Origin of the sequence: Pantoea sp. B_9 (assembly GCF_008632015.1) — a bacterium.
GTDB classification, from domain to species: Bacteria; Pseudomonadota; Gammaproteobacteria; order Enterobacterales; family Enterobacteriaceae; genus Pantoea; species Pantoea dispersa.
Genome location: NZ_VWVL01000013.1, coordinates 1 through 22,953, shown reverse-complemented (window position 1 = coordinate 22,953; position 22,953 = coordinate 1). Strand labels below are relative to the sequence as shown.

Annotated in this window: 31 protein-coding genes; 19 read left to right on the top strand and 12 right to left on the bottom strand. The window is 45.1% G+C overall.

The features are described 5' to 3' along the window. The first annotated feature begins 7 nt into the window (after positions 1-7). From F3I21_RS22545 to F3I21_RS22475, 15 genes are all read left to right on the top strand, one after another. Complete coding sequence (locus F3I21_RS22545; protein WP_150059818.1) at positions 8-472, top strand: hypothetical protein; 465 nt, start codon at positions 8-10, stop codon at positions 470-472. A 121-nt stretch (positions 473-593) separates the two neighbouring features. Next, positions 594-863 (top strand): hypothetical protein, encoded by a 270-nt coding sequence (locus tag F3I21_RS22540; protein WP_150059817.1) that lies wholly within the window; start codon positions 594-596, stop codon positions 861-863. Continuing rightward, positions 856-1,185, top strand: a complete 330-nt coding sequence (locus F3I21_RS22535; RefSeq protein WP_223815731.1) for a TrbC/VirB2 family protein — start codon at positions 856-858, stop codon at positions 1,183-1,185. The genes F3I21_RS22540 and F3I21_RS22535 overlap by 8 nt, the downstream gene beginning before the upstream one ends. A gap of 13 nt (positions 1,186-1,198) precedes the next feature. After that, the gene (locus F3I21_RS22530; RefSeq protein WP_150059816.1) at positions 1,199-1,633 is read left to right on the top strand and encodes a type IV secretion system protein VirB3; all 435 of its coding nucleotides are present in this window, start codon (positions 1,199-1,201) and stop codon (positions 1,631-1,633) included. Beyond that, positions 1,630-4,086: a VirB4 family type IV secretion/conjugal transfer ATPase gene (locus tag F3I21_RS22525; protein WP_150059815.1), complete on the top strand. Its 2,457-nt coding sequence runs from the start codon at positions 1,630-1,632 to the stop codon at positions 4,084-4,086. Before F3I21_RS22530 ends, F3I21_RS22525 begins: the two co-directional genes overlap by 4 nt. After that, entirely contained in the window at positions 4,083-4,817 is a 735-nt protein-coding gene (locus F3I21_RS22520) for a type IV secretion system protein (protein ID WP_150059814.1), read from the top strand. Before F3I21_RS22525 ends, F3I21_RS22520 begins: the two co-directional genes overlap by 4 nt. 4 nt (positions 4,818-4,821) lie before the next feature. Then, positions 4,822-5,001, top strand: coding sequence for a membrane lipoprotein lipid attachment site-containing protein (locus F3I21_RS22515; protein WP_150059813.1), 180 nt, complete (start codon positions 4,822-4,824; stop codon positions 4,999-5,001). 13 nt (positions 5,002-5,014) lie between these two features. Next, a complete protein-coding gene (locus F3I21_RS22510) occupies positions 5,015-5,989 on the top strand; it encodes a type IV secretion system protein (RefSeq protein WP_150059812.1) in 975 nt (324 codons plus the stop codon). Between the two features lie 268 nt (positions 5,990-6,257). Then, positions 6,258-7,127, top strand: coding sequence for a virB8 family protein (locus F3I21_RS22505; protein ID WP_150059811.1), 870 nt, complete (start codon positions 6,258-6,260; stop codon positions 7,125-7,127). A 2-nt stretch (positions 7,128-7,129) separates the two neighbouring features. Beyond that, positions 7,130-7,933, top strand: coding sequence for a TrbG/VirB9 family P-type conjugative transfer protein (locus tag F3I21_RS22500; RefSeq protein WP_150059810.1), 804 nt, complete (start codon positions 7,130-7,132; stop codon positions 7,931-7,933). Beyond that, on the top strand, positions 7,930-9,165 hold the full coding sequence (virB10, locus tag F3I21_RS22495; RefSeq protein WP_150059809.1) for a type IV secretion system protein VirB10: 1,236 nt from the start codon (positions 7,930-7,932) through the stop codon (positions 9,163-9,165). The genes F3I21_RS22500 and virB10 overlap by 4 nt, the downstream gene beginning before the upstream one ends. Before the next feature lie 10 nt (positions 9,166-9,175). After that, positions 9,176-10,189: a P-type DNA transfer ATPase VirB11 gene (gene virB11, locus F3I21_RS22490; RefSeq protein WP_150059808.1), complete on the top strand. Its 1,014-nt coding sequence runs from the start codon at positions 9,176-9,178 to the stop codon at positions 10,187-10,189. Between the two features lie 4 nt (positions 10,190-10,193). After that, the gene (locus tag F3I21_RS22485) at positions 10,194-12,074 is read left to right on the top strand and encodes a type IV secretory system conjugative DNA transfer family protein (RefSeq protein WP_150059807.1); all 1,881 of its coding nucleotides are present in this window, start codon (positions 10,194-10,196) and stop codon (positions 12,072-12,074) included. A gap of 9 nt (positions 12,075-12,083) precedes the next feature. After that, positions 12,084-13,736, top strand: a complete 1,653-nt coding sequence (locus F3I21_RS22480; protein WP_150059806.1) for an LPD7 domain-containing protein — start codon at positions 12,084-12,086, stop codon at positions 13,734-13,736. Continuing rightward, positions 13,733-14,359, top strand: a complete 627-nt coding sequence (locus F3I21_RS22475; protein WP_150059805.1) for a transglycosylase SLT domain-containing protein — start codon at positions 13,733-13,735, stop codon at positions 14,357-14,359. Before F3I21_RS22480 ends, F3I21_RS22475 begins: the two co-directional genes overlap by 4 nt. A gap of 192 nt (positions 14,360-14,551) precedes the next feature. On the opposite strand, the gene F3I21_RS22470 is transcribed toward F3I21_RS22475, so the two are convergent. Next, positions 14,552-15,154: a recombinase family protein gene (locus F3I21_RS22470; RefSeq protein ID WP_150059804.1), complete on the bottom strand. Its 603-nt coding sequence runs from the start codon at positions 15,152-15,154 to the stop codon at positions 14,552-14,554. 211 nt (positions 15,155-15,365) lie between these two features. Between F3I21_RS22470 and F3I21_RS22465 the strand changes: the two genes are divergently transcribed. The 3 genes from F3I21_RS22465 (at position 15,366) to F3I21_RS22450 (ending at position 17,128) form a co-directional block, all read left to right on the top strand. Beyond that, positions 15,366-15,860 carry a hypothetical protein gene (locus tag F3I21_RS22465; protein WP_150059803.1) on the top strand — a complete coding sequence of 165 codons (495 nt, stop codon included), beginning with the start codon at positions 15,366-15,368 and terminating at the stop codon, positions 15,858-15,860. A gap of 455 nt (positions 15,861-16,315) precedes the next feature. Beyond that, positions 16,316-16,636, top strand: coding sequence for a hypothetical protein (locus tag F3I21_RS22455; protein ID WP_190286124.1), 321 nt, complete (start codon positions 16,316-16,318; stop codon positions 16,634-16,636). A gap of 234 nt (positions 16,637-16,870) precedes the next feature. Next, complete coding sequence (locus F3I21_RS22450; protein WP_150059801.1) at positions 16,871-17,128, top strand: hypothetical protein; 258 nt, start codon at positions 16,871-16,873, stop codon at positions 17,126-17,128. 3 nt (positions 17,129-17,131) lie between these two features. On the opposite strand, the gene F3I21_RS22445 is transcribed toward F3I21_RS22450, so the two are convergent. From F3I21_RS22445 to mobC, 3 genes are read right to left on the bottom strand one after another with little or no spacing between them, the layout of a single operon-like run. Further along, a complete protein-coding gene (locus F3I21_RS22445; RefSeq protein WP_150059800.1) occupies positions 17,132-17,392 on the bottom strand; it encodes a hypothetical protein in 261 nt (86 codons plus the stop codon). A gap of 1 nt (position 17,393) precedes the next feature. Further along, entirely contained in the window at positions 17,394-18,383 is a 990-nt protein-coding gene (locus F3I21_RS22440) for a relaxase/mobilization nuclease domain-containing protein (RefSeq protein ID WP_150059799.1), read from the bottom strand. Further along, the gene (mobC, locus tag F3I21_RS22435; RefSeq protein ID WP_150059798.1) at positions 18,376-18,921 is read right to left on the bottom strand and encodes a plasmid mobilization relaxosome protein MobC; all 546 of its coding nucleotides are present in this window, start codon (positions 18,919-18,921) and stop codon (positions 18,376-18,378) included. Before mobC ends, F3I21_RS22440 begins: the two co-directional genes overlap by 8 nt. 476 nt (positions 18,922-19,397) lie before the next feature. Here mobC and F3I21_RS22430 point away from each other — a divergent pair, with 476 nt between their 5' ends. Beyond that, entirely contained in the window at positions 19,398-20,114 is a 717-nt protein-coding gene (locus F3I21_RS22430) for a SprT-like domain-containing protein (RefSeq protein ID WP_150059797.1), read from the top strand. Between the two features lie 36 nt (positions 20,115-20,150). Here the strand turns inward: F3I21_RS22430 and F3I21_RS22425 are convergent, their stop codons facing one another. The 8 genes from F3I21_RS22425 to F3I21_RS23290 form a co-directional block, all read right to left on the bottom strand. Beyond that, complete coding sequence (locus F3I21_RS22425; RefSeq protein ID WP_150059796.1) at positions 20,151-20,393, bottom strand: hypothetical protein; 243 nt, start codon at positions 20,391-20,393, stop codon at positions 20,151-20,153. Between the two features lie 23 nt (positions 20,394-20,416). Beyond that, a complete protein-coding gene (locus tag F3I21_RS22420; protein ID WP_150059795.1) occupies positions 20,417-20,911 on the bottom strand; it encodes a thermonuclease family protein in 495 nt (164 codons plus the stop codon). 66 nt (positions 20,912-20,977) lie between these two features. Next, on the bottom strand, positions 20,978-21,166 hold the full coding sequence (locus tag F3I21_RS22415) for a hypothetical protein (RefSeq protein ID WP_150059794.1): 189 nt from the start codon (positions 21,164-21,166) through the stop codon (positions 20,978-20,980). 97 nt (positions 21,167-21,263) lie between these two features. Further along, positions 21,264-21,575, bottom strand: a complete 312-nt coding sequence (locus F3I21_RS22410; RefSeq protein WP_150059793.1) for a HigA family addiction module antitoxin — start codon at positions 21,573-21,575, stop codon at positions 21,264-21,266. A gap of 8 nt (positions 21,576-21,583) precedes the next feature. Beyond that, positions 21,584-21,883: a type II toxin-antitoxin system RelE/ParE family toxin gene (locus tag F3I21_RS22405; protein ID WP_150059792.1), complete on the bottom strand. Its 300-nt coding sequence runs from the start codon at positions 21,881-21,883 to the stop codon at positions 21,584-21,586. Next, positions 21,880-22,128, bottom strand: coding sequence for a hypothetical protein (locus tag F3I21_RS22400; protein WP_150059791.1), 249 nt, complete (start codon positions 22,126-22,128; stop codon positions 21,880-21,882). The genes F3I21_RS22405 and F3I21_RS22400 overlap by 4 nt, the downstream gene beginning before the upstream one ends. 182 nt (positions 22,129-22,310) lie before the next feature. Beyond that, positions 22,311-22,586 carry a hypothetical protein gene (locus F3I21_RS22395; RefSeq protein WP_150059790.1) on the bottom strand — a complete coding sequence of 92 codons (276 nt, stop codon included), beginning with the start codon at positions 22,584-22,586 and terminating at the stop codon, positions 22,311-22,313. 2 nt (positions 22,587-22,588) lie between these two features. Then, positions 22,589-22,953: hypothetical protein (locus tag F3I21_RS23290; RefSeq protein ID WP_223815730.1), on the bottom strand; the 365-nt coding region annotated here is incomplete at its 5' end.

Below are 22,953 nucleotides of genomic sequence, written 5' to 3'. Positions count from 1 at the left end.
ACGGATTATGAATAAACGTAAATTAAGTTTGGTGCTTTTAATCGCCCTGTTTGCCTCTTCAGGAATACAGGCGGCTGAATATCCATCAGTCGATGCCAGCATACAAAGCAAACGCGATAACACGCGTCTTGAGATTCTGACTACGGAAAAAAACAAAGAGCTGGCTCGGCTAAAAGAAGCTGAGTCAGCCCTAAGCAGTGCGGAGGCTTCAAAGAACGAGGCTGAAGCAAAAAAGCAGCGTGAAGCTGTAGACCAACACAAAGTAAACATCGACGCACTCGACACAGAAATCGAGAATATTGGGGGAGGAAAAACCACACAAAAAACACCGCGTTCAGCACCAGTAAGATTGTCGGCTCCAACCGCAACACCGAAACAGGACGTTCCCTATTGGGACACTTATAACCGCTCACAGGCTAAGCCCTCAGACGAACAACAGGAGGATGCAGAGACTGATTACGAACAGCAGTAGCTGAACAATGAACAGATCTCAACCACATAACGGAGGATTCATCGCGCAAACGGAACCTTCAGACTGCAAATCGGAACTGTCCTCAGGCTACAATAGCTCTTTTGACCTGAGGGAAGGACTTATGCAAACAAGCACTATCGAAGAGAAAGAGCTTTTGGCGTATGCAGAAAACAAAGTCATTGAACATTTGACCATTAGTGAAATGGAAAATGGCCGCTTCTGTCTATTTGTAAAATCAACCTGGAGAGGAGACGAATCACTCTTACTTAATGCACGAAAAAAGCCGCGTCTATGGGCTAACGTCAATACGATCCTTGATTACCTCAGGCCGTTAATAGGGTCTGATACGTTGATAAAAATTGTAATTCACAAAGGTGAAACTAATGGGTGAAAATACCGTCTCAATGTGGAATAAAACTGAACGTGCTAATAAAGCATTTTACCTGCTCGTTGCCTGTACGCTCGCTTTACTTGCGTTTGTACCGGGCCTTTCATTTGCTGATAGTCCTTTCGCAAGTGTCACAAGTAACGGTTCCTCTGACATTCTCAATATTGTTACACCGATCGTAGCTATTGCCGTAATGGTAGTAGGTTTAGCGTGTCTGTTTGGCCGTATCTCCTGGTGGTGGTTTGTAGGCGTTGTTATCGGCGTAATCTGTGTTTACGGCAAAGATCAGATCGTAAGCTGGATTCGTGGTTTAGCAGGCATTTAACAGGAGGTAATAAATGGATAAGGTCGAAACTGACGAACGTAATCCGGGAATTATTGTTGATACGCTATTTCTTGGCCCAACGCGGCCAACAATGATTTTAGGTGTAACTTACGTTGCTTTCATATTGAATATGATCTTTTCAGTTGAAGCTTTCATAATCACCCGTAACCTCCTTTGGCTGGCTGTTTGCCTGCCGATTCATGGGGTATTCGTATTAATTTGCTGGAATGACCCTCGGACGTTTGACCTTATCCGTTTATGGTGTGCTACCAAAGGTTGGCAGTATGTCATGGGCTTTTTGGGTATTGGCAATTTCAAATACTGGCAATCGGCCAGTTATGGCCCGTTGCCTGTACGTAAAAAGTTTAAACTTAAAAGGAAAGTGTTACGTAAAAATAAAGAATATCTGGACGAAGCATTATCAGATAATAAAGAGGTCATTGTATGAGCGCAGTAGCTGCCGATTTAACTAAAAGCCGCCATGTGAAAAATGACGTAGTTCTATCTAAGGAGATTCCTTATGTAGGTCATTTGGATAAGGCAACCATCACCACAACAGGAAGGGATTACATTCAGTTAATTAAGCTGAGTGGGATTTCTTTCCTCAGCGCTGATGATATTCAGGTTAATGCCTGGCATCGAAGCCTTAACAATACGTTGCGCAATATCGCGTCAGCTTTCCCGAATATCGCTTTCTGGTCGCATTTGGACAGGCACGAACAAAGCGATTATCCAGAAGGTGAGTCTGATAACCCGTTTGTTAATTCACTAGATGAAAAGTATGCGGAGCGTGTTACCTCTCAAAAAATGAAGGTCAATGACCTATATTTATCCGTAGTTTTTCGCCCTCAGAAAAACATGTTCACAAAGAAAATGTTTGACATTCTGATGGGAAAGGATGAAGCCGGGTTAGACGCTGAAAGAACGCGAAACCTTCAAATCATCAATAAAGCGGTCGATGAAGTTTTAATAGCGTTAAAGCGCTATGATGCAGAAAGGCTGACTGTCTATAAACACAATGGCTTGAATTTCTCTCAGCCTTTAGAGTTTTACAGTTACCTTGTTAGCGGTGAAAGAAAACGGTTCCCTATCGGAAAAACCCCAGCAAAGTTTCTGATGAATACCAGCCGTTTATTTTTTGGTAGTGAGACGCTGGAAATTCGGACGCCAGATAAAACAATTCTCGCGGCCATGCTCGGAATTAAGGAATACCCTGAGGAAACGATGCCGGGTATTTTTAATGATCTGCTTTCTGCAAACTTTGAGTTTGTACTTACTCAGTCGTTTACTTTTATAGCGAGAGAAACTGCTCGCAGTAAACTTAAGCTGACTAAAAGGCGAATGAAAAGCGCAGATGATGACGCACAGGAGCTGGCCGAACAGATTGATTTCGCCCTTAATGATTTGGCAACTAATCGCTTCGTTATGGGCCAGCATCACTTTACGCTGATGGTAAAAGCTGAATCTCAGGATGAACTTCTCGATAACGTCTCTAAGGCTCGTTCGTATTTAGGCGATACGGGGATGGTGACAGCCCGTGAAGATTTAGCGCTTGAGTCTGCCTACTGGTCACAGCTTCCTGCAAACTTCAGTTATCGTCCGCGTGTTGCTGCTATTACAAGCAGAAATTTTTCAGGCTTCAGCCCGTTCCATAATTTCCCATCGGGCCGCAAATCAGGCAATCACTGGGGTAACGCTTTAACGTTGCTTGCTACCGCTGCTGGGACGCCGCTGTATTTTAGCTACCATGCTTCAGACCCTTCTGATGATCCTGAAGCCAGCACTAAAAAAGACGTCGGCCACACTTTAATCTTTGGGCCTAACGGCTCAGGTAAAACTGTATTTGTTGATATGTCGATTGCAATGATGCAGAAATTCGATGCAACAACGATCATGTTTACTAAGGATAATGACTCAGAAATCCTTATTCATGCTTTAGGCGGCCAATATAATTCGATTGAGCGCGGAAAGGCTACGCACTGGCAACCTTTCCAGATGCCATTGACAGAAGCAAACAGGGCGTTTTTAAAAGACCTGACGTTAAAGCTGGCTACCCGGACAACTCCGCTGACACGCCAGCAGGAGAAAGACGTTTTCTATGCAGTAGACCGCGTTTTGAGTCTTGAGCCTCACGAACGCCGTTTAGGTCGAGTGCTTGATTATCTCGATGCCACAGAGGAAGAAGGCCCGTATGCAGCGCTTACTAAATGGTGCTATGCGCATCAGTTGGGAGACTCAGACGGGGAAAATGCGTGGGTGTTTGATAACCTGCACGATGAATTTATGGTTAACTTTGGTGAAATAAAAACCGTAGGTTTTGATATAAGTTCTTTCCTCGATGTTCCAGAATTAAGAACGCCGATTTGTATGTATCTCTTCCACCTTGTAGAAAATCTCATTGATGGGAGAAGGCTGGTAATCCACCTTGCGGAGTTCTGGAAGTTATTAGCCGATCCTTATTTCGAGGACTTCGGAAAGAACAAACTAAAAACCATTCGTAAGCTTAACGGTATGGTCATACTCGATACACAATCACCTTCGGATGCCCTAAATTCACCGATAGCACGTACTCTTATTGAACAGACAGCGACTAAAATATTCTTTCCTGATCCTAGCGCGGTTCGCTCTCAATATACGTCCGATGAAAACGGAATGAATCTATCGGATAGAGAGTATGAGCTTATTTCAGAGGAAATCCCGGAAGGTTCACGCATGTTTTTGGTCAAGCAGAGTCACGGCTCAGTAGTGGCTAAACTTGATTTAAAGGGCATGGATAACGAGCTGGCTGTATTGTCTGCACGTAAAACAAATGTTGATATTGTGCGTAACCTTATTGAAGAGTACGGCAACAATCCGTCCGTATGGTTGCCTATTTTTTATGAACGTAAGAGGTCTGAATGATGAAAAGCATAAAGACGAAAGCTGCCATATTTGGCGCTGTATTTTTTTCCGTAGTTAGCGTTAATCCATCATATGCTTATGTCGGGATTCCGGTTGTTGATCTTGGTTCATTATCAAATCAGGTAATCCAGATTAATCACATGCTTTCTCAGCTGGAGCAGATGAAAAGCCAGGTTTCTCTTGCTACCCGTCAGATTGATAGCCTGACGGGTAGCCGTGGCATGGGAGGGCTACTGAGCGGCCAGAATCGTAGCTATTTGCCGTCGAACTGGAATGATGCGATGAACATGCTTAACGGTAGCAGCAGCGGCTACTCTGAACTAGCAAACGCTGCAAATTCAATCAAACAGGCACAATCGGTACTTTCTCAGCAAGACCTCAATAACCTGTCTCCGGAGATGAAATCTTACCTCGATCAGATACGTAATATTTCAGCCTCACAGCAGGCAATGGGTCAGGAAGCTTATAAGAACGCCAGCGCCCGCATTGATACTCTGCAATCACTCACGGACCAGATAAACAGCGCAACCGATCCTAAAGCCATTATGGATTTACAGGCGCGCATTCAGTCTGAACAAACTCAGCTGGCTAATGACCAGTCGAAGCTTCAGACGGTCGCACAGATGCAGCAGGCCCAACAGATAGCCTCAAGTCAGATGAAAAATGAGCTTCGCGCTCAAACCAGCGGCAACGGTAATTTTCCTGAAATTGATACTTCGTTAAGCAGGTAACACTATGAAGAAAACAATATTGGTTTTATTCGCATTGGTAACTTTGGTTGGGTGTGACGGGGCTGATAAAGAAAATCAGCCCGCGTCAAATGGTCAAACACAGTCGCAGGATTCCGCTAAAAAGAACGCAGACAACAACTATCCAGAGATAGATACCAGCGTTCCTGAACGAGCGAAAAAATAGTAGGGGGTTTCTTATGGCAAGCGCACCTTATCAAAATGTCATGACATACATTAATAATGTATGTCATGGCTATATTGGCGAGAGTGTTTCTAACGTAGCTCAGGCTATTGGCCCTGCGGCTTACAACCTGTTAGGTATATTCGTTATTATGTGGGGTCTTGCTTCTGCAATGGGTATGATAAAAGAACCCATTATGGATGGCATGATTCGAATAGCTAAGGTCGGCGTAATATTTGGCATAGGGATAAATCTTATGTCTTACAGTATATACGTTACAGACCTTTTCTATAACACACCGGAACAGCTAGCCAACGTAATGCGTGGTACAACCAATGCGACAACCACTATTAATATTCTGGATCAGATATTAGATGGCGGTTATAGCGTTGGTAAGAAGTTTTGGGATAAAGGCGGCATACTTGACGGCGATTTTGGTATGTACATTATTGCTATCCTCGTATGGGCTGAAACTATTGTCGTCACCCTGTATGCCTGTTTCCTGACTGTACTGTCAAAAATAGCGCTGAGTATCATCATTTCCCTGGGGCCGATTTTCATCCTGACGCTGCTTTTCCAGGCTACGGGTAATTTCTTCAATTCCTGGATTCAGCAGCTTTCTAACTACTTTGTATTGCAGGTGCTTGTAGCGGCGGCGGGTATTTTCGTTCTCGACTTTTATCAGCGTGCAGCCTCTACAACAGCGTCCATATCTGATGCTACGCAGATTGACCAGCTTTTCCCGTTCCTGATAACAGGCGGCATATGTTTACTGGTACTGGCGCAACTTCCCTCTATCGCGTCCGGGCTGGCCGGAGGTATATCACTCTCCAGCTACGGCGTCGGCAGAATGGGCCTTGCAGTGTTCAGCCGTCACGGGCCAGCAGGTCTCAGAGCTGGCGGCAAGGATCTAGGGAAAGGGCTTGGCGGGGCTTACAAGTTCACCCGTGAGCGCTACCAGAAGCGTAAAGGCGGGATCGCACCAGCCTAACAAAATGACAGTTTCCCCTTTTCTGTATATACAGAACATGCTAAAGTGTTAGCGTGTTCTTTTTTTTTGAGGGTACAAAATGCACAAAATGACTTTGGTTCTGCTTTCGGTTCTTCTTCTTTCAGCATGTGCAGGAGCGCCTAAACCGCCTTCCTGTAAGGGGAATCATCTGCGCCCTGCTAATCCGTCACTTTATCCAGCAGCTGCGAAATCTCCTGATGCTGCTGCTTCTTACGTTTGTTCTTAATAGTGCTGTAGAGGAACTGGAATGACTTCTGAAAAAACGCATTTAAACCAGAGTGAAGAAGGCGAAGAATTAGCGTCTCTTGCTAAGCTGAAGCGCTTTCTACAAGAAAACGAGGATCTGGATAACCTCGTTGCGTCGATTAACAGCTGGGAAGAGAACGAGCTGAAGCAAAGCCGGGACGGTGAACGTAAAGCTTGGCGTGTTGCGTTTGGCCTGGGTGGTTTGCTTGGGCTTTCACTTATTGCCATAGCAACCATGATGCCACTAAAAAAGGTAATGCCGCCCGCCACCGTTGTTATGGATAAATCACAGGGTGAGGTGTTCCCGCTTCAGAGTCTGGATGAGGTGAAAATCCCTCTTGATTCAGCTTTTGCGAGAAAGGCTATTAATGACTTTATGTTAGCCAGGGAAAATTACACCTACGACACTGCTTATCTTAATTATGAAACCGCAGCGGCATACATGAACAATGTTTTGCGTACTCAGTGGATGGACTATTGGGACGACAATAATCCTCAGTCGCCATTCAAGGTTTATAAAAAGAGCGCAACGGTGCGTATTGAAATTAACTCCATTCGCCTGACTCCTAACTCAGATGGCGATCTGGCGGTCGCTACGGTTGATTATCAGCGCTATGTAACCAAAGGGCAGCAGCAACTTAAGCCCGAACGCTGGATAGCTACAGTTGAGTTTAAAAGAGGCAATGCCCCGACTGCCGAAAAAGAGTTCCGTATTAACCCGCTGGGATTCCAGGTTACGGCATACAGAAACGATCCATTCGTGGCCTCGTCAGTAGTGAACAAACCCACGGCTACGCTACCGCCAGAACAGCAGCAGTCAGCAGCTGCGCCGCAAGCACTGGTCGCGCCTAACCAAAAAGGGGGAGACTAAGCATGAAACTCAGGGCTTTAGTTATCGCTGTCTCTTTTTGCGTATCTTTACCAGTGCTGGCCGTATCTAACCCATCGCCATCACCAAAGGATTCGCGTGTATTAACGGTGAATTATGACCCTTACAACGTTATCCAGCTTTACGGCGTGATAGGCCGTCAGACTTTTGTGAAATTTGACAAATCAGAGAGGATTCAGGATTTAGCCGGGGGTGACACCTCAGCCTGGGAAATTGGTGTGATTGCGCAAGGAAGCGGTTTTTTCATTAAGCCAAAAACAAACCTAGATCCGAATACAAATATCACGATTATTACAAATAAGCGCTTTTATAATTTTGACCTGAAAATTAGTAAAGTGCGGAAAATGTATAGCGTGTTGTTTAAATATCCTGAAGATGAAGCAGCAACACAAAAAGCCGCTGCTGATTCTACACGAGTGCAGTCTATCTTTGCCTCAAGTAAAGGTAAGGTAAGAAATACTAATTACTGGCTGGAAGGGCCAGAGAGTGTTAGCCCAATCGCCGTATGGGACGACGGAAGGTTTACCCGGTTCAAGTTCTCTCCTGGTCAGGATATACCAACATTTTATTATGTTGACGATCAGGGCAATGAAGCTTTGGCACCTTTTACTATGGAGGACGACGAGACAGTAGTTATCTCGCGTCTCGATAAAAAGTTTGTCATGCGTAACGGGGATTTGGTTGCTTGTGCCTTTAACAAAGGATGGAGCAGGTACGCAAAATTCCGCGAGTATACCAAAACAGTTTCGCCTGATGTTAAGCGTGTAATTAAAGGAGCCTCAGAATGAAAGAGCCGAAAAGTAAATTTCTTTTCCGTAGAAGAAAACAGGAAGAAGAGCCGGAAAACGTTAATAGCGGTGAACGCTCTATTCCATCGGTGAATAAAACCCTCGATTTTCAAGGGAAGCTCACTAAGTGGATTATTTTTATATGCGTTATGGGTCTTATGCTCATGCTCATGTGGAACTATTACGCGCCTATCATCGCAAAGAAAAGGGCTGACGCTGCGCAAAAAAACACTCAGGAAGTACCAGCAAACACCTCGTCAAACAGCGGGCTTAGACCTCTTGAAACACCACCGTTACCGGATGATGTTGTCAATCCTCCTACAGAAGCGGCGGCGACAACTGAGAGCAAGCCGCCATTGCCGAATAACACGCAGATGGCACAGAACAACGGTAAACCTCAGCTGACACCTGAGCAGATCATACTTAAACGCCGTACCGAATCGGGCGTTAAATTTGGTATGAATGGCAGCAATGGCGGCGTCAGTTCACCAAACCAAAGCGGTAATACATCCTCTAATGAGCCTGTAACGCCTCAGATGGCCATGCAGGGGCAAGGGGGCGGTAATGATACTGCTGGGTCTGGTGATGCGCTCTCTGACAGTCTGAAGCCGACAGAGCTTGCTTCCACCAAAGCCAGCTACATGGGGAATACCAGCCTCTTACTTGAGAAGGGCCAGGAAATCCCATGTAACCAGTTTGAGGCCGTAGATAGCACCTTGCCCGGTATGGTCTCCTGTATCGGAACAGAGGATGTCTGGAACTACGACAAGACCGTTATCCTGATGGAGAAAGGCACCCGATACCTCGGACAGATCCGCCGTGGGCTTACAAACGGCCAGAAACGTCTTTTCGTCCTTTGGGCTGAAGCCAGAACGCCTAATAAGGTCAGGGTTCCTTTGTTATCAGGTGGCGGTGATAGCCTGGGTCGTTCTGGCCTTGATGGTTACGTTAATACGCACTTTTGGGAGCGTTTCGGGGCAGCAATCATGATCAGCCTGATTGATGATACCGGACAAGCTCTTGCTAACAGTGCGGGCAGCAATAGCGGTTCAAACACCAATATCAATTTTGGTAATACGGCACAAGCGGCCAGTGATGTGACCAGTGAGGTCATTAAGCAGACAGCTAACATTCCTCCAACGTTAACGCGTAACCAGGGTAGCCGGGTTTATATCTACGTGGCGCGTGATGTGGATTTTTCCGATGTTTATTCATTAGAGCCAACCCGATAAGAGAATATTGATGAAAAATGCAGAAAGTACCTTAGAGATAGCGCTGCGCGGTTTGCAGCCCTATTTTGATATAGAGGGTACAAACGATATTCATATTAACGAACCGGGTATAGTCATTACTCAAGGCTCCTACGGAAAGAAATTTCATGAAGATGCGAAGATTACTTTTGACTGGTGCAAAGGGTTATCAAAATTAGTTGCTAACCACAGCAGCCAGAAAGTAGATGAGTCAACACCGCTGTTAGGTACAACGCTGCCCTCAGGGCAGCGTATACAGGTTGTATTACCGCCAGCCACACCCGCCGGGAAAATTGCTATTGCGATAAGGACGCCGACTAAGTTTTTCACAATGGATGATTTAGATTCGCAGGGCGGATTTGATGATGTTGCGTTAGATGAAAGTGAATTAGAACCCCATGAAGCGGAATTGCTTGAGCTGAAAAATTCCGGAAAAATACGCCAGTTTATTGAGAAGGCAATTTTTTATAAAAAAAATATTGTTTGTTCCGGCGCGACTAGCGCCGGTAAGACAACTTACGGTAACGCTTTTATTGAGTGCATTCCTCCTGATGAACGCCTTATAACCCTTGAGGATGCCTTAGAGAATATATTCAGAATCCATAAGGATGTAGTCCGCTTGCTCTTTAGTCGTGGAGAACAGGGAAGGGCTAAAGTTACCATAAAGGATTTAATTGAAGTGGTTTTACGTCTTAATCCTGATCGCGTCTTGCTGTCAGAGTTAAGAGGGGCAGAAGCATTTTATTATATGCGTAACGTAAACTCAGGGCATCCGGGAACGATAACCACTGTTCACGCTAATAGCCCTAAGCTTGCCATTGCTCAGATGATACTTTACATCAAAGAATCAGAAGCAGGCCGAAATTTGACCACTGATGATATTCGGGCTTTCCTTTTTGCTAACGTAGATGTGATTTTGCAGTTTCATAATGTGCCTGGCAAGGGAAGGAAAGTAACAGGTATTTATTACGATCCGAAGCGTAAGCGTGAATTAATTAACAGGTAAAGATATGTTATTGACCGAAGCGCAATCAAAAAAAGCAAAGATCGGACTAATCGCCACAATGATTGTTGTGGCATTGGTCGGGACGTTTTATCTGGCGGGTTATTTCTTTCTTTGGCGTATAAAACTCTCACCATATACGGCGACTCCGTGGACTGTGTACCAGTATTGGGTAAGCTACAACAATATTCCGCATGTTGTGGAAACCTTAAAATGGTGCATGATATTTGCGGCGGTCATTTGCTTTGGCTCATGTATCGCTTTATTCATTCCTGCATCAAAACCTTTATACGGTGACGCACGTTTTGCGAAGTCAAAAGAGATTAAGGAGGCGGGATATTTAGGTAATGACGGATTGATATTAGGTAAGCATAACGGGCGCTTTGTTATGCTTCCAGGCCAGGTTGGAGCATTACTGGCAGCAGAACCCCGAAGCGGTAAAGGGCGCGGTGTCGTTCAGCCAAACATGCTCAACTGGCCCGACAGCGTTGTGATAACTGACATCCGCCAGGAGTCATACAGGCTTACCAGTGGCTTTAGGGCTAAATACAGTGATGTATACCTGTTCAATCCGGTTGATAAGGATGGTTTTACTTGCCAGTGGAACCCGCTGGATTATGTGACTGACACGCCCGCAGGGCGTATCGATGATATACAGAAGATTGCTAACTACCTGTCACCCGATCCCGTTGATGGTGATCCATTCTGGCCCGCTGCTTGCCGTACTCTGTTTTTAGGGCTGACACTCTATATCTTTGAAACTCCAGGCTTGCCGCGAACGCTGGGCGAGGTCGTTCGGCAAATCATGCACGGCGAAGGTGAGACAATTGGCGAACACTGGAAAAACATTATTGAGGCTAGGGAGAAATCTACAAAGCCACTGTCTCACGCTTGTAAGGCTGCGTTATATGATTTCATTTTTACCAGCGGTAATACTCAGGCTTCTATCAGAAAAACCTTCACAGCTAAATTAGAGCTTTGGCTTAACCCGTTAGTTGATTCGGCTACATCATGCAGTTCATTTGATTTAAGGGATTTGCGCAAGCGCAGAATTTCTTTTTATATCGGTGTGCGTCCAGGTGATTTAGAGCGTTTGCAGCTTTTGTTAAATCTGCTTATGCAACAAATCATTGACCTTAACACGGTAGAGATGCGTGAAGATAACCCTGAAGAGATAAAGTATAAGCTTGCTCTTGTGCTCGATGAATTTACTGCTCTTGGTCGTATGAACGTTTTTGCGAGCAATGTAGGTGTGCTGGGCGGCTATGACATTATTCCTCTTGTTATCATTCAGGGGCCGTCTCAGCTTTTTTCTGTTTATGGCAGGGAAGATGCGGAAACGATTATCCGCTGTTTGCAGGCGAGGGTTGTTTTTGCTCCAAAGGAAATTAAGGATGCTACGGAAATTTCTACCGCTCTCGGCTATAAAACAGTTAAGGCTAAATCTCATAGTAAGCCTGCCTTTGGCCCCGGCAAAGCCACGGTAAATATAAGTCAGGCCAAACAGGAGTTAATGTCTCCTCGTGAAGTCAAAAAACTCGGTAAAAAGAGAGAGATAATTTTCACTGAGATTGATCCTATATTGTGCGAGAAAATTTTCTACGACAAGGAGAAATTATTCAGAAAGCGCTTGTTACCTAAGCATGTTTTTGATCCAATAGAGATTAAAATAAGCTCTGTAACTAAGCCTCATATTGATATAGAAGGAGAATCAGAAGTAGTAAAAGAAGAGATGATTATTACCGATAAGAATATATCGGTTTTAGATACTCTGAGCTTGGACGATTTTGATATGGCCTTTGATGATATTGAAATACCAAAAGGCGATCTGGATGCAGAGCAAATGAAAATGGCTGTGGATTCCTTTTTATCAAGCATGAATGATTAAGGTGGGTATATGAGCGAGCAGGAACAGGACTTTACTAACAGCGGTGCTTTTAAAGTAAATAATCAGTTTGCTACGGGTATCCGTTACGAGATCGAACAAGCTAACGGTGAAGTTACAGGCGGCACCGTTTCTTTTTTAGTTGGCCGCAAGCAGGTAGCCAAAGAAGCCGTTTCATCTAAGGATGAATTAATGGCCCTTGTCGGTGAAGAAAATACTAAAAACATGCTTGATAACAAAGGTGCTTCTAAAGGTTCATCAGAAGAAAAATTAAAAGGAAAATTGCAGGCTGAGGATTTGCATTACAAGGAGAGTGAAACGAAAGCTTTTGCTGTTAATGAAATTGAGCAAAGTAACGAGCGTGAACAGGACGCACGTTTAAAAGAGTTTCTTGAGCTGCAACGTCAAGATATGCGACGCATCCGGGAAGAAGTGCAATCACAGCCAGCGCCCGGATATAGCCGCGACAGGGACGCGCCTCAGCCTGAAGAATCTCCGTTCTCTGCCGTACCAGGTAAAAAGGCTGAACAAACCAAAGCAGATGATAAAGCTATTCCCTCTTCAGTGGCCGCGCGCTATGTGAAACTTGATGAAAAATACCATTTTCATGATAAGACGCTCGCCTTTGAAGATAAGGGAACGCGCTTATCCACGAAGAGCCAAAATAGCCAGGTGATTAAAGACCTGATCACTATTGCTGAGTCCCGTAACTGGGATTCTATCCGTGTGCGAGGTAATGAAGAGTTCCGGCGTGCGGCCTGGCTGGAAGCTTCTCAGCGCGGCCTTGAGGTATCAGGCTATAAGCCTACAGAAGTCGAGAAAGCGCACTTGATGACGCTTTTACAAAGGGACGGTAAAGACAAAAGTGCCGATCAAAATGCTGGCCGTTCTAACTCCATCGAGCAGGGCCAAAACCGTGAGAGGGCCACAGAAGCCGCTCAGAGCCAGCAACAGCCTTTAGGGAGTAGCGGCAAAGCATCTCGCACCAGCAGCGAACAGCAGCAAGGCGCGGGCCGTCAGACTGGCCCTGGCGTAATCAAAGAAGAACAGACGCAAGGTGAAGAACCTCCTAAGCCAAATGTGCATAGGGGGACTCTGCTTGAACATGGGAAAGACTTTTATAATCACGATAAGAAAGAGTCGGAATCGTATTTTGTTAAATACCGTGCTGATAACGGTAACGAGCGCGAGTTATGGGGCCAGGATCTCGAAAGGGCTATCAATGACGCCGGTGTTAAAAAAGGCGACAGGATTGATTTAGAGTACAAAGGGAAAGAGCCTGTACGCGTCACCCGCGAAATCAAGGATGATCAGGGGAAAGTTCTTGGCTCGGAACAGATTGAAACTCACCGCTCTACCTGGTCTGTAGAGAAAGTAAAATCATTCAACAATGATACGCGAGACAAGGCATTAGAGAAGCATCCAGAGCTTACGGCTGCTTATGTCACGATGTCAGCTGGCGAAAAATTTGCTGCTAACCAATGGCCCGATGATAAAAATAAGCAGGCTGAATTTACTGCGGCCCTGCGTGAAACGTTAAGCCAGATGATGGAGAACGGCGAACGAGTACCAACGCCAGCTGTTACAAAAAACAAATCCAACGAACAGCAGACGGCCAAAGAGAAATCAAAAACTCTGGATCAGGATAAGGAGCTGTCACGATGAAAGCAGCCCTGCAAAGTGTTTTGTTTGCTATGTTGCTGCCAGTTTGCGCCCCGGCATTTGCCGGGGGCCAACAATATGAGGTTTTATCTGCAAGTGTAAAATCAGTCATGGCGGCTCAGATTAATTCAGATGCCAGTAAAGATTTTATTTCCGGAGTAGACGAAATCAAATGGGTAGCGTTGCAGGCTGAGCGATTGAGGAAGCGTTTCGGCTCAGTACAGCAGGCGCAAACGTTTTTAGAAACGGTCTATTATGAGGCCAGTCGTGCGGGCCTTGATCCAGAGCTGGTCTTGGCCGTTATCGATGTTGAGAGTAAATTTAACCGTTACGCGGTTTCTGTCGTGGGCGCTCGCGGGTTAATGCAGGTTATGCCCTTCTGGACTTCGGCTATCAATGATGGAAGCGATGACCTTTTCCCGGTAAGAACTAACCTCCGTTACGGTTGCACAATCCTACGCCATTATCTTGACCTTGAGCATGGTAATCTCTTCTATGCGCTTGGTCGCTACAATGGTTCGCGTGGCGTTGCTACCTATCCGGATCTTATTATGGCCGCATGGGGTAAGTACCGAACCGAAAAGGAAGCCGTTAAACAGGCTGATACGCTTTTAGCTAAGAGGTGAATATGAGCATTACTATCGATACTAAGACGCTTGCAACTATGCTGGGAATGTCTACAGGTGAGGTTTTAACTCACCTGAATAATGGAGAGCTGAACGGCGTTCCGTTCCCGGCCCCGATAAAAGCTACAGGAACCCGGAAGTTTCGCGTTACTGACGTTATGACATTCGCAAAGAACCTTGAAAAAAGCGGCTTCAATCTGAAGCGTTAGCCTGACTGCTTTCCCATGCTTTTCTGATGCGTAATATTGTCTGTCGTGTTGTCTTAAATTGCCTGGAAACAGCCGCTACTGACGTGCCGGCTAAAAGTGCATTAATGACTTCACCTTTTTGCACATCGTCTAAGGCTGGCTTTCTACCTAATCTCTTCCCTGCGCCCTTTACTCTTTCAAGCCCTGCCCGTGTCCTTTCAACCAGTAAATCACGCTCAAACTCAGCATGAGCGTTGATAACCTGCATTATCATCTTACCAGCCGCGCTGGTTAAGTCTGCCCCGCCTAATTGCAGACAGTGAACCCTGACGCCAATCTCTTTTAAATGATCTATGGTTGCCCTCACATCCATAGCATTTCTGCCTAATCTATCCATTTTAGTTACAACAAGCACATCTCCGGCTTCAAGTCTGTCCAGCAGTTTCTGAAAGCCCGGTCGCTGGGCTGACGGCACAGAACCGCTGATTACTTCCTCTATGCAGCGGGTCGGTACAACGTGAAACCCCGCAGCCTTGATTTCTATCTTCTGATTATCTGTATGCGAGCTGTCTTTAGACACACGGCAATAGGCAAAAACTCGTGACATTCTGTTTTCCTGTACTAAAAGGGTGTACTTTTCATTATGTGCGTACTAAATGCAAAAAGCTATATTTCGGACACTATCAATTTAGGGGGTACGAAATCGGTCGTTTTCGTACATAGCAAGAAATTTTACCCTTGCACGAATAGGCACAAATGCCTATTATGCTTAGGGAGGCACTTGTGCCTATTTTACTTATCGATCGGAGAGTCCACATATGCGTGATGGTACGGCAGTTATTAATGTAAATGGTATTGAGGTCGGCGCGATGCCGCTTGAACAGTATGAAGAAATAGTCAGGGGCGTTAAAAAAGACTGGCGTACGCGTATTGCTTCGGTATTCAGCTACATTGGTTTTTCCTGGAGAGTGATCTTAATCTTATGGAACTATTTTGTTCAGTCCCTTTGCATTTTTATGGTGATTTTTTTGCTCTATTTTTTTCACCATCAGACGGAATTAACGCAACTAATAACAGATTTGAGAAATGCTTCCTCACAGCATATAGCTGAAATTATCAGGACAATAACTAACACCTGTGTTGTTTTGACGGTCATTGCCGGATCACTCAGCGTATGTATTAAAGGGACTCCGGTATATGTGAGCGCTACCGAAAGTGCCATTAATAAAAAAATCCGGGAAGTGATGGAAGTCCCGGCAGAAGGACAGGTTAGCATTATCTTTAAAAAAGACGGTACTTATGGTGTCAGATAACAGAGCAATGTTTCTTTCCCTGTTATCTGATAACGAATTGACTCAGGCAAAGGCCGCAATGCTGATATGCGAGTATACGCGCCGCCCCTGCTCCGTCAGAACGATCAGGTCGTGGGTAAATGACCCTGACAAGCCTAGCTCCAGGCCGTGCCCGGATTGGGCTGTAGAAGCGCTTACGGAAGCGCTGAAATCAATTAAATAAGCAGGTAGTTAGAAAGGAGAAATAGCGTGAGCAGATTTTTAAACAGAACTGGCCTTATGGCTCGCAGTGCTTTAAGCATCGGCAGAAAGATTCTTACTCTTCTTGCTATTGTAATGATTCTTGTTGGCGTGGTTGGATGGGCTTATACACACGTTGCTTCTACCTCTCCTGTAATGGCAAATGCTCTCGTCGTCGCGTTACTGGCTCTTCTGGTACTTGTAGCTATTCGAACCCTGGTTAACCGGAGGAAGTCATGAAACGCAGCCTATCATTTTTGTGTGCGGTCGTTCTTTTAACGCCGATAGCTCATGCTGCCGGGATTCCCCTGATAAATTTTGAAGAACCGTTAAAAGTTTCTGAGTCGAGTAGCTACCGTTGCGGCTCGGACGGCGAAGGGCTGGTTAAGCAGGACACAGGCGAATACCGCCCTCTTAAAGATGTAACGTGCCATGATGATCATTTATGGCAGGGTGATAAAGCACTAACGTTTATCGATATGCTCAATTATTCATTAAACGAAGCATACAAGCAGATGCTTAAGGACAACCCAAAACTAGCTAATTCGGCACACTGAAAAGAGATCCCTAAAAGCGCTTTTTTTGAATCAGTTTTTTTGAATACTAAAAAAGCGCTGAGTCACATCCTAACTAACTGTTTTTTAGCTAATCATCTTTATGCTGGCTCAGCTGGCCAACTCGCTGCAGGGCGGTTGCTGTCTCGTTGCTTTTTCAGAAAAACTGAACATTTGGTCATTGCTGCTTTAAAGCTATATACTGTATATAAATACAGTTTATGGGCGGTGTGACTTATGGGCGGTAAAGACAGCAATTATCAAATCGTATATCGGGGAGAGGTTCTGGAAAGGTTTATAGAGGGCGGTTGGGTCTTTTTTCAGCGTCCAAAATCCTGCGGTGGGGGCTTCTGGTTTGGCCGTACATACAGCGGCCTGTTTTGGCTTGAGTTCGAGCGCCCCACGTCATTGCACGATGGCTTAAAATATCTTGTTTCGTATAACCACATTTACGATAAAGCACATGTCTTTGACGACGACTTTGATCTCACATGAGCGTTAAGAAGATACCAGCCAATCCCCTTTATCATTCTTGATAAAGCGTCTTGCTACGGTTCTGCTATCAAGGGTTATGTCGCAAGTGGCCTCAGATTTTGCACCTGCCTGGCATTTTTCTACCTTAATCTGTGAAACAATTTCCTTGCCGTAGCCTGATGTAATAAAGGCTTGTTTCACCTGATCGGAGGTTGGCACTTCATCATTACACCCGGCCAGAACAAAAGGGACGGCGATACAAAGTAACAATCTCATTTTGAACATTTTACCTCTCCTTATCTTCTTTAAATGTCTTTTCTTTGTCGGTTTGCTTAGTCTTGTGTTTGTCGATTTCAGAGACTAACTGTTTCTGCATTTCACGCCGTTCTGTAGTCAGAGCTGGTAACTCCTTTGCGTATTTTACTACTTCCCCGGCTAACTCCCTGTCGCCATCTTTTTCTAGATCTTTCGCTACCTCTAGTAACGAACTGACCAGCTTTTTCCTTTTATAAATTATGGCTTTTTCCCAGGGTTTTTCCTGAGGCTTACCGGATAATAGCTCTTGAGATACCTCTTTTCTTTTCTCAGTATCAACGGTAGAGCGCCCGCGTTTCTCTGCAAAGTATACGCCAGGCACTTTCTGTTTTCTCGTCTGGCCTCTTACTTCTCTTGGTGTCGCATTGGCTTCAATACCACGATCCCGGAGCTGCTCGGCAAAACCAAAGCGCCATTTTTCTAACGTGGCCTTTCTTATATACAGGCGCTTACCTTCGAAATTCTCAGCCTTTACTACAAGATGTACATGGGGATGAGGTGGTGCGTCTTTATGTGGATCACGTTCGGGCGTATGCAGAACCATCATGTAATGATGTTGCCCTGCAAACTCTTCTCTCGCAAAACCTTTAGCCGCATCCAGAAGCTTCTCCGGGGGCGTTCCTGCGGGCATCGACAACACAATATTAAAAGCCTGCTTTAACTTTCCCTGCCCGCGCTGTAATTCCATATCCCAGGAATCAAGTAAATCCTTTAGCTCTTCTTTGCTACCTACTTTTTCGTCCCTGTCTGTAACCGCGTCCAGTTCGCCGTTACGGGTTATATACTGCATGTGGTCAAAAACATGTTTGATGGTTGTTCCGCCGCCGCTCACTTTAACCATTACTTCAGGAGCTTTACGCACCAGACTTGTAAGCTGTGATTTGCGCCCGCCTTTCATACGTAATCTTGGATTACGCGCTCGTCTGCCATTTAGTAAAAATTCAAACGCTTCATCAGCCATTGTCTTTCACTCCCCAGGAATCAAGGTTAGCTCTAAGCATATCTTTCAAACCGGATCTGATCGCGTTGAGTTGCGCAGACAGTTCTTGTAGCTCCAGCTTCTTTACCTGATAGATTTCTTCGTCTGTGATGTTAATTGCTTTTGCTATCTGGTTTACGTTTCTTCCCAACGCTGCAAGTTCTTTGGCCGCTTCTCTCACAGCGGCTAACTCTGCTTTTGAGAAAACGGGATTTTGAGTTGAATGCACTATGAACAAGTAAGATAAGTAAGAGCTTGGCTTCATGCCTCTAGCGCTCGATAGCTCAAGAAGTTTTCCATAGTGCTTAGGTCTAAACCTAACCGTTACTCTGTCACTTTTTAAACCTAGATCATGTGGCTGGTTAGTCGGTAACTCTGCGCTCTGATTCTTTAAAAATTGGCGCACGATGAAAGCGAGTAACATCGATTCGGTGTAGCCTGCCAGTTTTGCTCTACCCGAAAACTCCGCTTTCTCACTTTCAGTCACATACGCGCTAACCCTTTTAAGATCGGTACTCATATCAAATCCTCACCGTTTACGACTACTGAGCTTTAGCGCAGTAGTCCACTTGCTGACGCTAGTCTATCCTGCATTAGCTACTAATTAAAGCAGTAATTTCGACACGTCGAAATTCCTTGCAACAGCCTACTACGGAAGCAAATGTCTGGATCGAGCGTTCCAACATATGAAATGCTAATAATTACTTAGGAAACTAACTACTACGGAAATAAAATGGGATTTCAATATCGGGCTGATAAATTTCGACGCGTCGAAATATTGTTATGGATTGTACAATCCAAATAATCACGACTTCTGTTTGATTGGTTTGTACAATCCATAAGTTAAAAGGCGTCGGTTATTAGAAATAGCCTCAACTAATGGATTGTACAATCCATTATCTATACTAATTTAGTCTACACTTTTTTTCACCTTTTATTGGATTGTACAATCCAATAGAGTTATAATTGGTTTGTACAATCCAATGAGGAAAGAGCATGAAATACAATCCAACGGGTGAAACTTACAACGAATTGCAGGTAGCCTTTGACCATTTCAACCAAACGCTTTTTAACGGTGAAATTCCTTATTGCCTGATCACCTTACAGCGGGAGAAAAAAACGTATGGCTACTTTTCATCAAAGCGGTTTGTTCATCGCATGGACAAAAGCTTTACTGATGAAATCGCGCTGAACCCTAGTTACTTTGCGGTGGTTCCTCTCGTCGAGATCATGCAAACACTGGTACACGAAATGACCCATGCCTGGCAATTCCATTTCGGTAAACCGGGCCGCAGGGGTTATCACAATAAAGAATGGGCTGAGTTGATGGAGTCCGTTGGGCTGATGCCTTCTGATACCGGGCAACCTGGCGGGAAAAAAACTGGTGAGAAAATGGCAGACTATCCAATTGAAGGAGGAAAATTTTTAGCAGCCTATGAGCAATTGCTTGCTAAAGACAATTTCAATATTTCATGGTTAGACCGTTTGCCTGTGCGTCATGCTGCTAGCCAGGCGTTAGGATCAGCAAGTGAAGAACAAATGTCTGCACTCGAAGCGCTGGGAGTAGAGTTAGGTAGCAACGAACAGAAGAAGCCGACGAGGTTTAAATATACATGTTCTTGCGGGATCAACCTGTGGGGCAAGGGTGATTTAGATGTGACCTGCAACTCATGCAACAGTAAGTTTGAAATCAACGATAAAAAAGCCGGATAATCCGGCTTTAGTTTTTTTCCGTAGTAGCGCCTTTGCTTACCTGCTTCGTTCCGCCTTTTTAACTCCACCAAAAAGCATCCAGTAAAGTAGCAAAATGCTTCCCGTCAAAGTCAGAATAAAACCTAACCATGCGATATGGTAGAACGGATTTTTTTCATCCATCAATGCGTTTATTACCTGTTGTATAACATTATCACTGTTAACGCCTGCATAGCCTGTACTAGCCATTAGCAATGCTCCGACGAAAAACAATGCGACACCCGTAGTTAAGCTTCTCATAGCAATCTCCTTTACTCGATTAATCAATGATGGTCACGCCGCCATTGCCACGGCTCTATTGCTTCTGGGTCTTGCCATAATCCTAACTTTTCAGAACGGGCTTGACGTTCAAGATTTTCCATCCAGGGGCTGCTGGCTTTGCCATGATAGCGATAAGCCCAGGCAAAACCGCTTTTTACCATTTCGCCGTTAACGTAATAATTCATACAAGCGGGCTGACATTTTTTAACTATAACCCGCCCTAATACTCTGCCGTATCTGTCCTTACCTGTAGGTTGTAGCAACACATCATTAGTTCCCTGCACCAGTTCATTAAGCTTACGTTTTGCTCTATTGCCGAAAGGCTGATTCTTTTCCGGTGCATCAATATCAACCAATCTGACACGCTGCAATTTTGTTCCGTCTAAAAAATCGAGTGTGTCACCGTCGATTATCTTTACAATGCGGCCAGCTGCTTCAGCGGTTGGCAACGTTGCCAGGGTTAAAATTGCAATCATGTAAACGCTAGTTTTTTTCATCAGGCATCCAAAAGGCGGGACATCCCGCCTTAATATCAATAATGGAGATCAGTTATCAATTTTCAGTTAGTGAACTTTGCTGAAGTCTTTGGAGTCCATGACCTTCGAAAGCATGGCCGCCATAAAGTCAACCATATGGGGGCGGGCATAGATAATTGATTCATATTCAGCAACCGTTAATAAAGGCAGTTCATCGGCCTGCGGATTAACGGTATTGATGCGTTGGGTTTTGCTGTTATAATCGAGCTGTGACATAAGGTATCTCCGACGGTATCTGATTTGTCTCAACGGCAGGGGGCCAATCCCTGCCGTTCCTCTAATAGAACTTCTAACTTATCTAACCTGTTTATTGCTAAAGCATATGAGCTACAAAAAGCGGTCTTAACCCTTTAGACCTGCGCTCGTTCTCCTGCTGACGGGCTAACCATTCATCATGGTTAGCTTGTACTCTGATCCAGAAATCGGCATCTGTGTTTAACAGGATGGCCATGTCTACGGCTTCCTCTACTGTGATGCGTCTTTTGTTCAAACAAATCTGGTTGATAACTTTACGAGACAGGCCCAACTGTTTACCAAAATGCTCCTGGCTCATATTGAGGTCTTTTAAAAATTCCTCTGTAAGCATTTCGCCTACAGTGGTTGGCTCCCTTAAGTTCGTTTCCATCGCGTCTCCTATCTGTATTTATGAGGGTCTAAGTAAATATCCATCGCGGCCCCTTCTCGCCAGCGGAAAATCAGCCGCCACTGAATATTTACCCGAATGCTAGACCAGCCAATGAGATTCCCGGAAAGCCTCTCATAATTATTACTGGGAGGTGCAAACAAGGATTTCTCGGTAGTTGCTGCTTCAATAAGGTCAAGTTTACGTTTCAACGAGTTTTCAATAAGCGCCGGGATTTCAGCGCTTCTTGTACCGTCCCGATAGAACCGGCACAACGCGCCGGTTTCACCATCCTTGAAACTCTTAATCATGCTTGTTCTCTGACTGCCTGGACGCTGTAGTAAGTCGGCTCTTCGAGACTAAAACCCTTGAATGCAAACTCAACGTCACCGCTTACAGCTGCATCCAGAAGGTTAGCGATCTCGGTCTGGCCCGCATCGTTGCTTACGCCTGCACTAAAACGCGTGGCATACATGGCGCCATTCTGATGCAGGAACACAGCACGGCCTTCCGCATCAAGTCCTTTGTAGCCTAATAAATTTACGTTTACTGTCATGATTTTTGACCTCATTCCTTAACTCCAGTAAATAAATTGTACCCTTAAAGGGTTCAGGATGCAACCTTTTAGGGATCAAATAAGGTTATTTTTTTGGTGTATTTTTTCAGGGCTTTTAGGCGGGGTATTGCAGGGGGGAGAGGGCTGGACGGTGCCAGCCCATTTTTTTTCCGTAGTAGTAATTATTTTTCCCCATAGAAACTGCCGGGAGAAAGCCAACCCAACAAGCCATCATAAATCCAGGTAATTGCTGTCAGCGTTACACCTGCGGTCAGGAACTGCCATACAGGTGATTCACCTTTCATTAAGGTTAGGCAGAAGATAAAACCTATAAGGCAAACAAAGCTACCGATATGGCAGATATAGCTTACCAGTGGCCGCACAAAGGCAAGCACTGCAAAAGCTGATAGCTTAATTGCCGATAACAGGATACTTACGATAGCTTTTTTGCCTTTCATAATTACCTCAACTGATCTGCGTTAATTTCGATTTCTTCATTGGAGTCAATCAGCTTAACTTTGACTTTCCCAACAATGACGGCGACATATTCGGTAGCGCCAACCTGTACGCGATACATTGTAGAGCTTTCAGATTCGCTGGCGTTCTCTGTGGCTCCTGAAGCCGTCTGTGGGGCTGCATCGGCGTTATGCTGGCCCTGAGTATCGCTGGCGTTCTCTGTGGCTCCTGAGGCCGTCTGTGGGGCTGCATCGGCGTTCTGCTGGCCCTGAGTATCGCTGGCGTTCTCTGTGGCTCCTGAGGCCGTCTGTGGGGCTGTATCGGCGTTCTGCTGGCCCTGAGTATCGCTGGCGTTCTCTGTGGCTCCTG

What these genes read in the sequence shown, in the direction of transcription:
- F3I21_RS22545 (WP_150059818.1), top strand. Translation starts at nt 8, where the DNA reads ATGAATAAACGTAAATTAAGTTTGGTGCTTTTAATCGCCCTGTTTGCC.
- F3I21_RS22540 (WP_150059817.1), top strand. Translation starts at nt 594, where the DNA reads ATGCAAACAAGCACTATCGAAGAGAAAGAGCTTTTGGCGTATGCAGAA.
- F3I21_RS22535 (WP_223815731.1), top strand. Translation starts at nt 856, where the DNA reads ATGGGTGAAAATACCGTCTCAATGTGGAATAAAACTGAACGTGCTAAT.
- F3I21_RS22530 (WP_150059816.1), top strand. Translation starts at nt 1,199, where the DNA reads ATGGATAAGGTCGAAACTGACGAACGTAATCCGGGAATTATTGTTGAT.
- F3I21_RS22525 (WP_150059815.1), top strand. Translation starts at nt 1,630, where the DNA reads ATGAGCGCAGTAGCTGCCGATTTAACTAAAAGCCGCCATGTGAAAAAT.
- F3I21_RS22520 (WP_150059814.1), top strand. Translation starts at nt 4,083, where the DNA reads ATGATGAAAAGCATAAAGACGAAAGCTGCCATATTTGGCGCTGTATTT.
- F3I21_RS22515 (WP_150059813.1), top strand. Translation starts at nt 4,822, where the DNA reads ATGAAGAAAACAATATTGGTTTTATTCGCATTGGTAACTTTGGTTGGG.
- F3I21_RS22510 (WP_150059812.1), top strand. Translation starts at nt 5,015, where the DNA reads ATGGCAAGCGCACCTTATCAAAATGTCATGACATACATTAATAATGTA.
- F3I21_RS22505 (WP_150059811.1), top strand. Translation starts at nt 6,258, where the DNA reads ATGACTTCTGAAAAAACGCATTTAAACCAGAGTGAAGAAGGCGAAGAA.
- F3I21_RS22500 (WP_150059810.1), top strand. Translation starts at nt 7,130, where the DNA reads ATGAAACTCAGGGCTTTAGTTATCGCTGTCTCTTTTTGCGTATCTTTA.
- virB10 (WP_150059809.1), top strand. Translation starts at nt 7,930, where the DNA reads ATGAAAGAGCCGAAAAGTAAATTTCTTTTCCGTAGAAGAAAACAGGAA.
- virB11 (WP_150059808.1), top strand. Translation starts at nt 9,176, where the DNA reads ATGAAAAATGCAGAAAGTACCTTAGAGATAGCGCTGCGCGGTTTGCAG.
- F3I21_RS22485 (WP_150059807.1), top strand. Translation starts at nt 10,194, where the DNA reads ATGTTATTGACCGAAGCGCAATCAAAAAAAGCAAAGATCGGACTAATC.
- F3I21_RS22480 (WP_150059806.1), top strand. Translation starts at nt 12,084, where the DNA reads ATGAGCGAGCAGGAACAGGACTTTACTAACAGCGGTGCTTTTAAAGTA.
- F3I21_RS22475 (WP_150059805.1), top strand. Translation starts at nt 13,733, where the DNA reads ATGAAAGCAGCCCTGCAAAGTGTTTTGTTTGCTATGTTGCTGCCAGTT.
- F3I21_RS22470 (WP_150059804.1), bottom strand. Translation starts at nt 15,154, where the DNA reads ATGTCACGAGTTTTTGCCTATTGCCGTGTGTCTAAAGACAGCTCGCAT.
- F3I21_RS22465 (WP_150059803.1), top strand. Translation starts at nt 15,366, where the DNA reads ATGCGTGATGGTACGGCAGTTATTAATGTAAATGGTATTGAGGTCGGC.
- F3I21_RS22455 (WP_190286124.1), top strand. Translation starts at nt 16,316, where the DNA reads ATGAAACGCAGCCTATCATTTTTGTGTGCGGTCGTTCTTTTAACGCCG.
- F3I21_RS22450 (WP_150059801.1), top strand. Translation starts at nt 16,871, where the DNA reads ATGGGCGGTAAAGACAGCAATTATCAAATCGTATATCGGGGAGAGGTT.
- F3I21_RS22445 (WP_150059800.1), bottom strand. Translation starts at nt 17,392, where the DNA reads ATGTTCAAAATGAGATTGTTACTTTGTATCGCCGTCCCTTTTGTTCTG.
- F3I21_RS22440 (WP_150059799.1), bottom strand. Translation starts at nt 18,383, where the DNA reads ATGGCTGATGAAGCGTTTGAATTTTTACTAAATGGCAGACGAGCGCGT.
- mobC (WP_150059798.1), bottom strand. Translation starts at nt 18,921, where the DNA reads ATGAGTACCGATCTTAAAAGGGTTAGCGCGTATGTGACTGAAAGTGAG.
- F3I21_RS22430 (WP_150059797.1), top strand. Translation starts at nt 19,398, where the DNA reads ATGAAATACAATCCAACGGGTGAAACTTACAACGAATTGCAGGTAGCC.
- F3I21_RS22425 (WP_150059796.1), bottom strand. Translation starts at nt 20,393, where the DNA reads ATGAGAAGCTTAACTACGGGTGTCGCATTGTTTTTCGTCGGAGCATTG.
- F3I21_RS22420 (WP_150059795.1), bottom strand. Translation starts at nt 20,911, where the DNA reads ATGAAAAAAACTAGCGTTTACATGATTGCAATTTTAACCCTGGCAACG.
- F3I21_RS22415 (WP_150059794.1), bottom strand. Translation starts at nt 21,166, where the DNA reads ATGTCACAGCTCGATTATAACAGCAAAACCCAACGCATCAATACCGTT.
- F3I21_RS22410 (WP_150059793.1), bottom strand. Translation starts at nt 21,575, where the DNA reads ATGGAAACGAACTTAAGGGAGCCAACCACTGTAGGCGAAATGCTTACA.
- F3I21_RS22405 (WP_150059792.1), bottom strand. Translation starts at nt 21,883, where the DNA reads ATGATTAAGAGTTTCAAGGATGGTGAAACCGGCGCGTTGTGCCGGTTC.
- F3I21_RS22400 (WP_150059791.1), bottom strand. Translation starts at nt 22,128, where the DNA reads ATGACAGTAAACGTAAATTTATTAGGCTACAAAGGACTTGATGCGGAA.
- F3I21_RS22395 (WP_150059790.1), bottom strand. Translation starts at nt 22,586, where the DNA reads ATGAAAGGCAAAAAAGCTATCGTAAGTATCCTGTTATCGGCAATTAAG.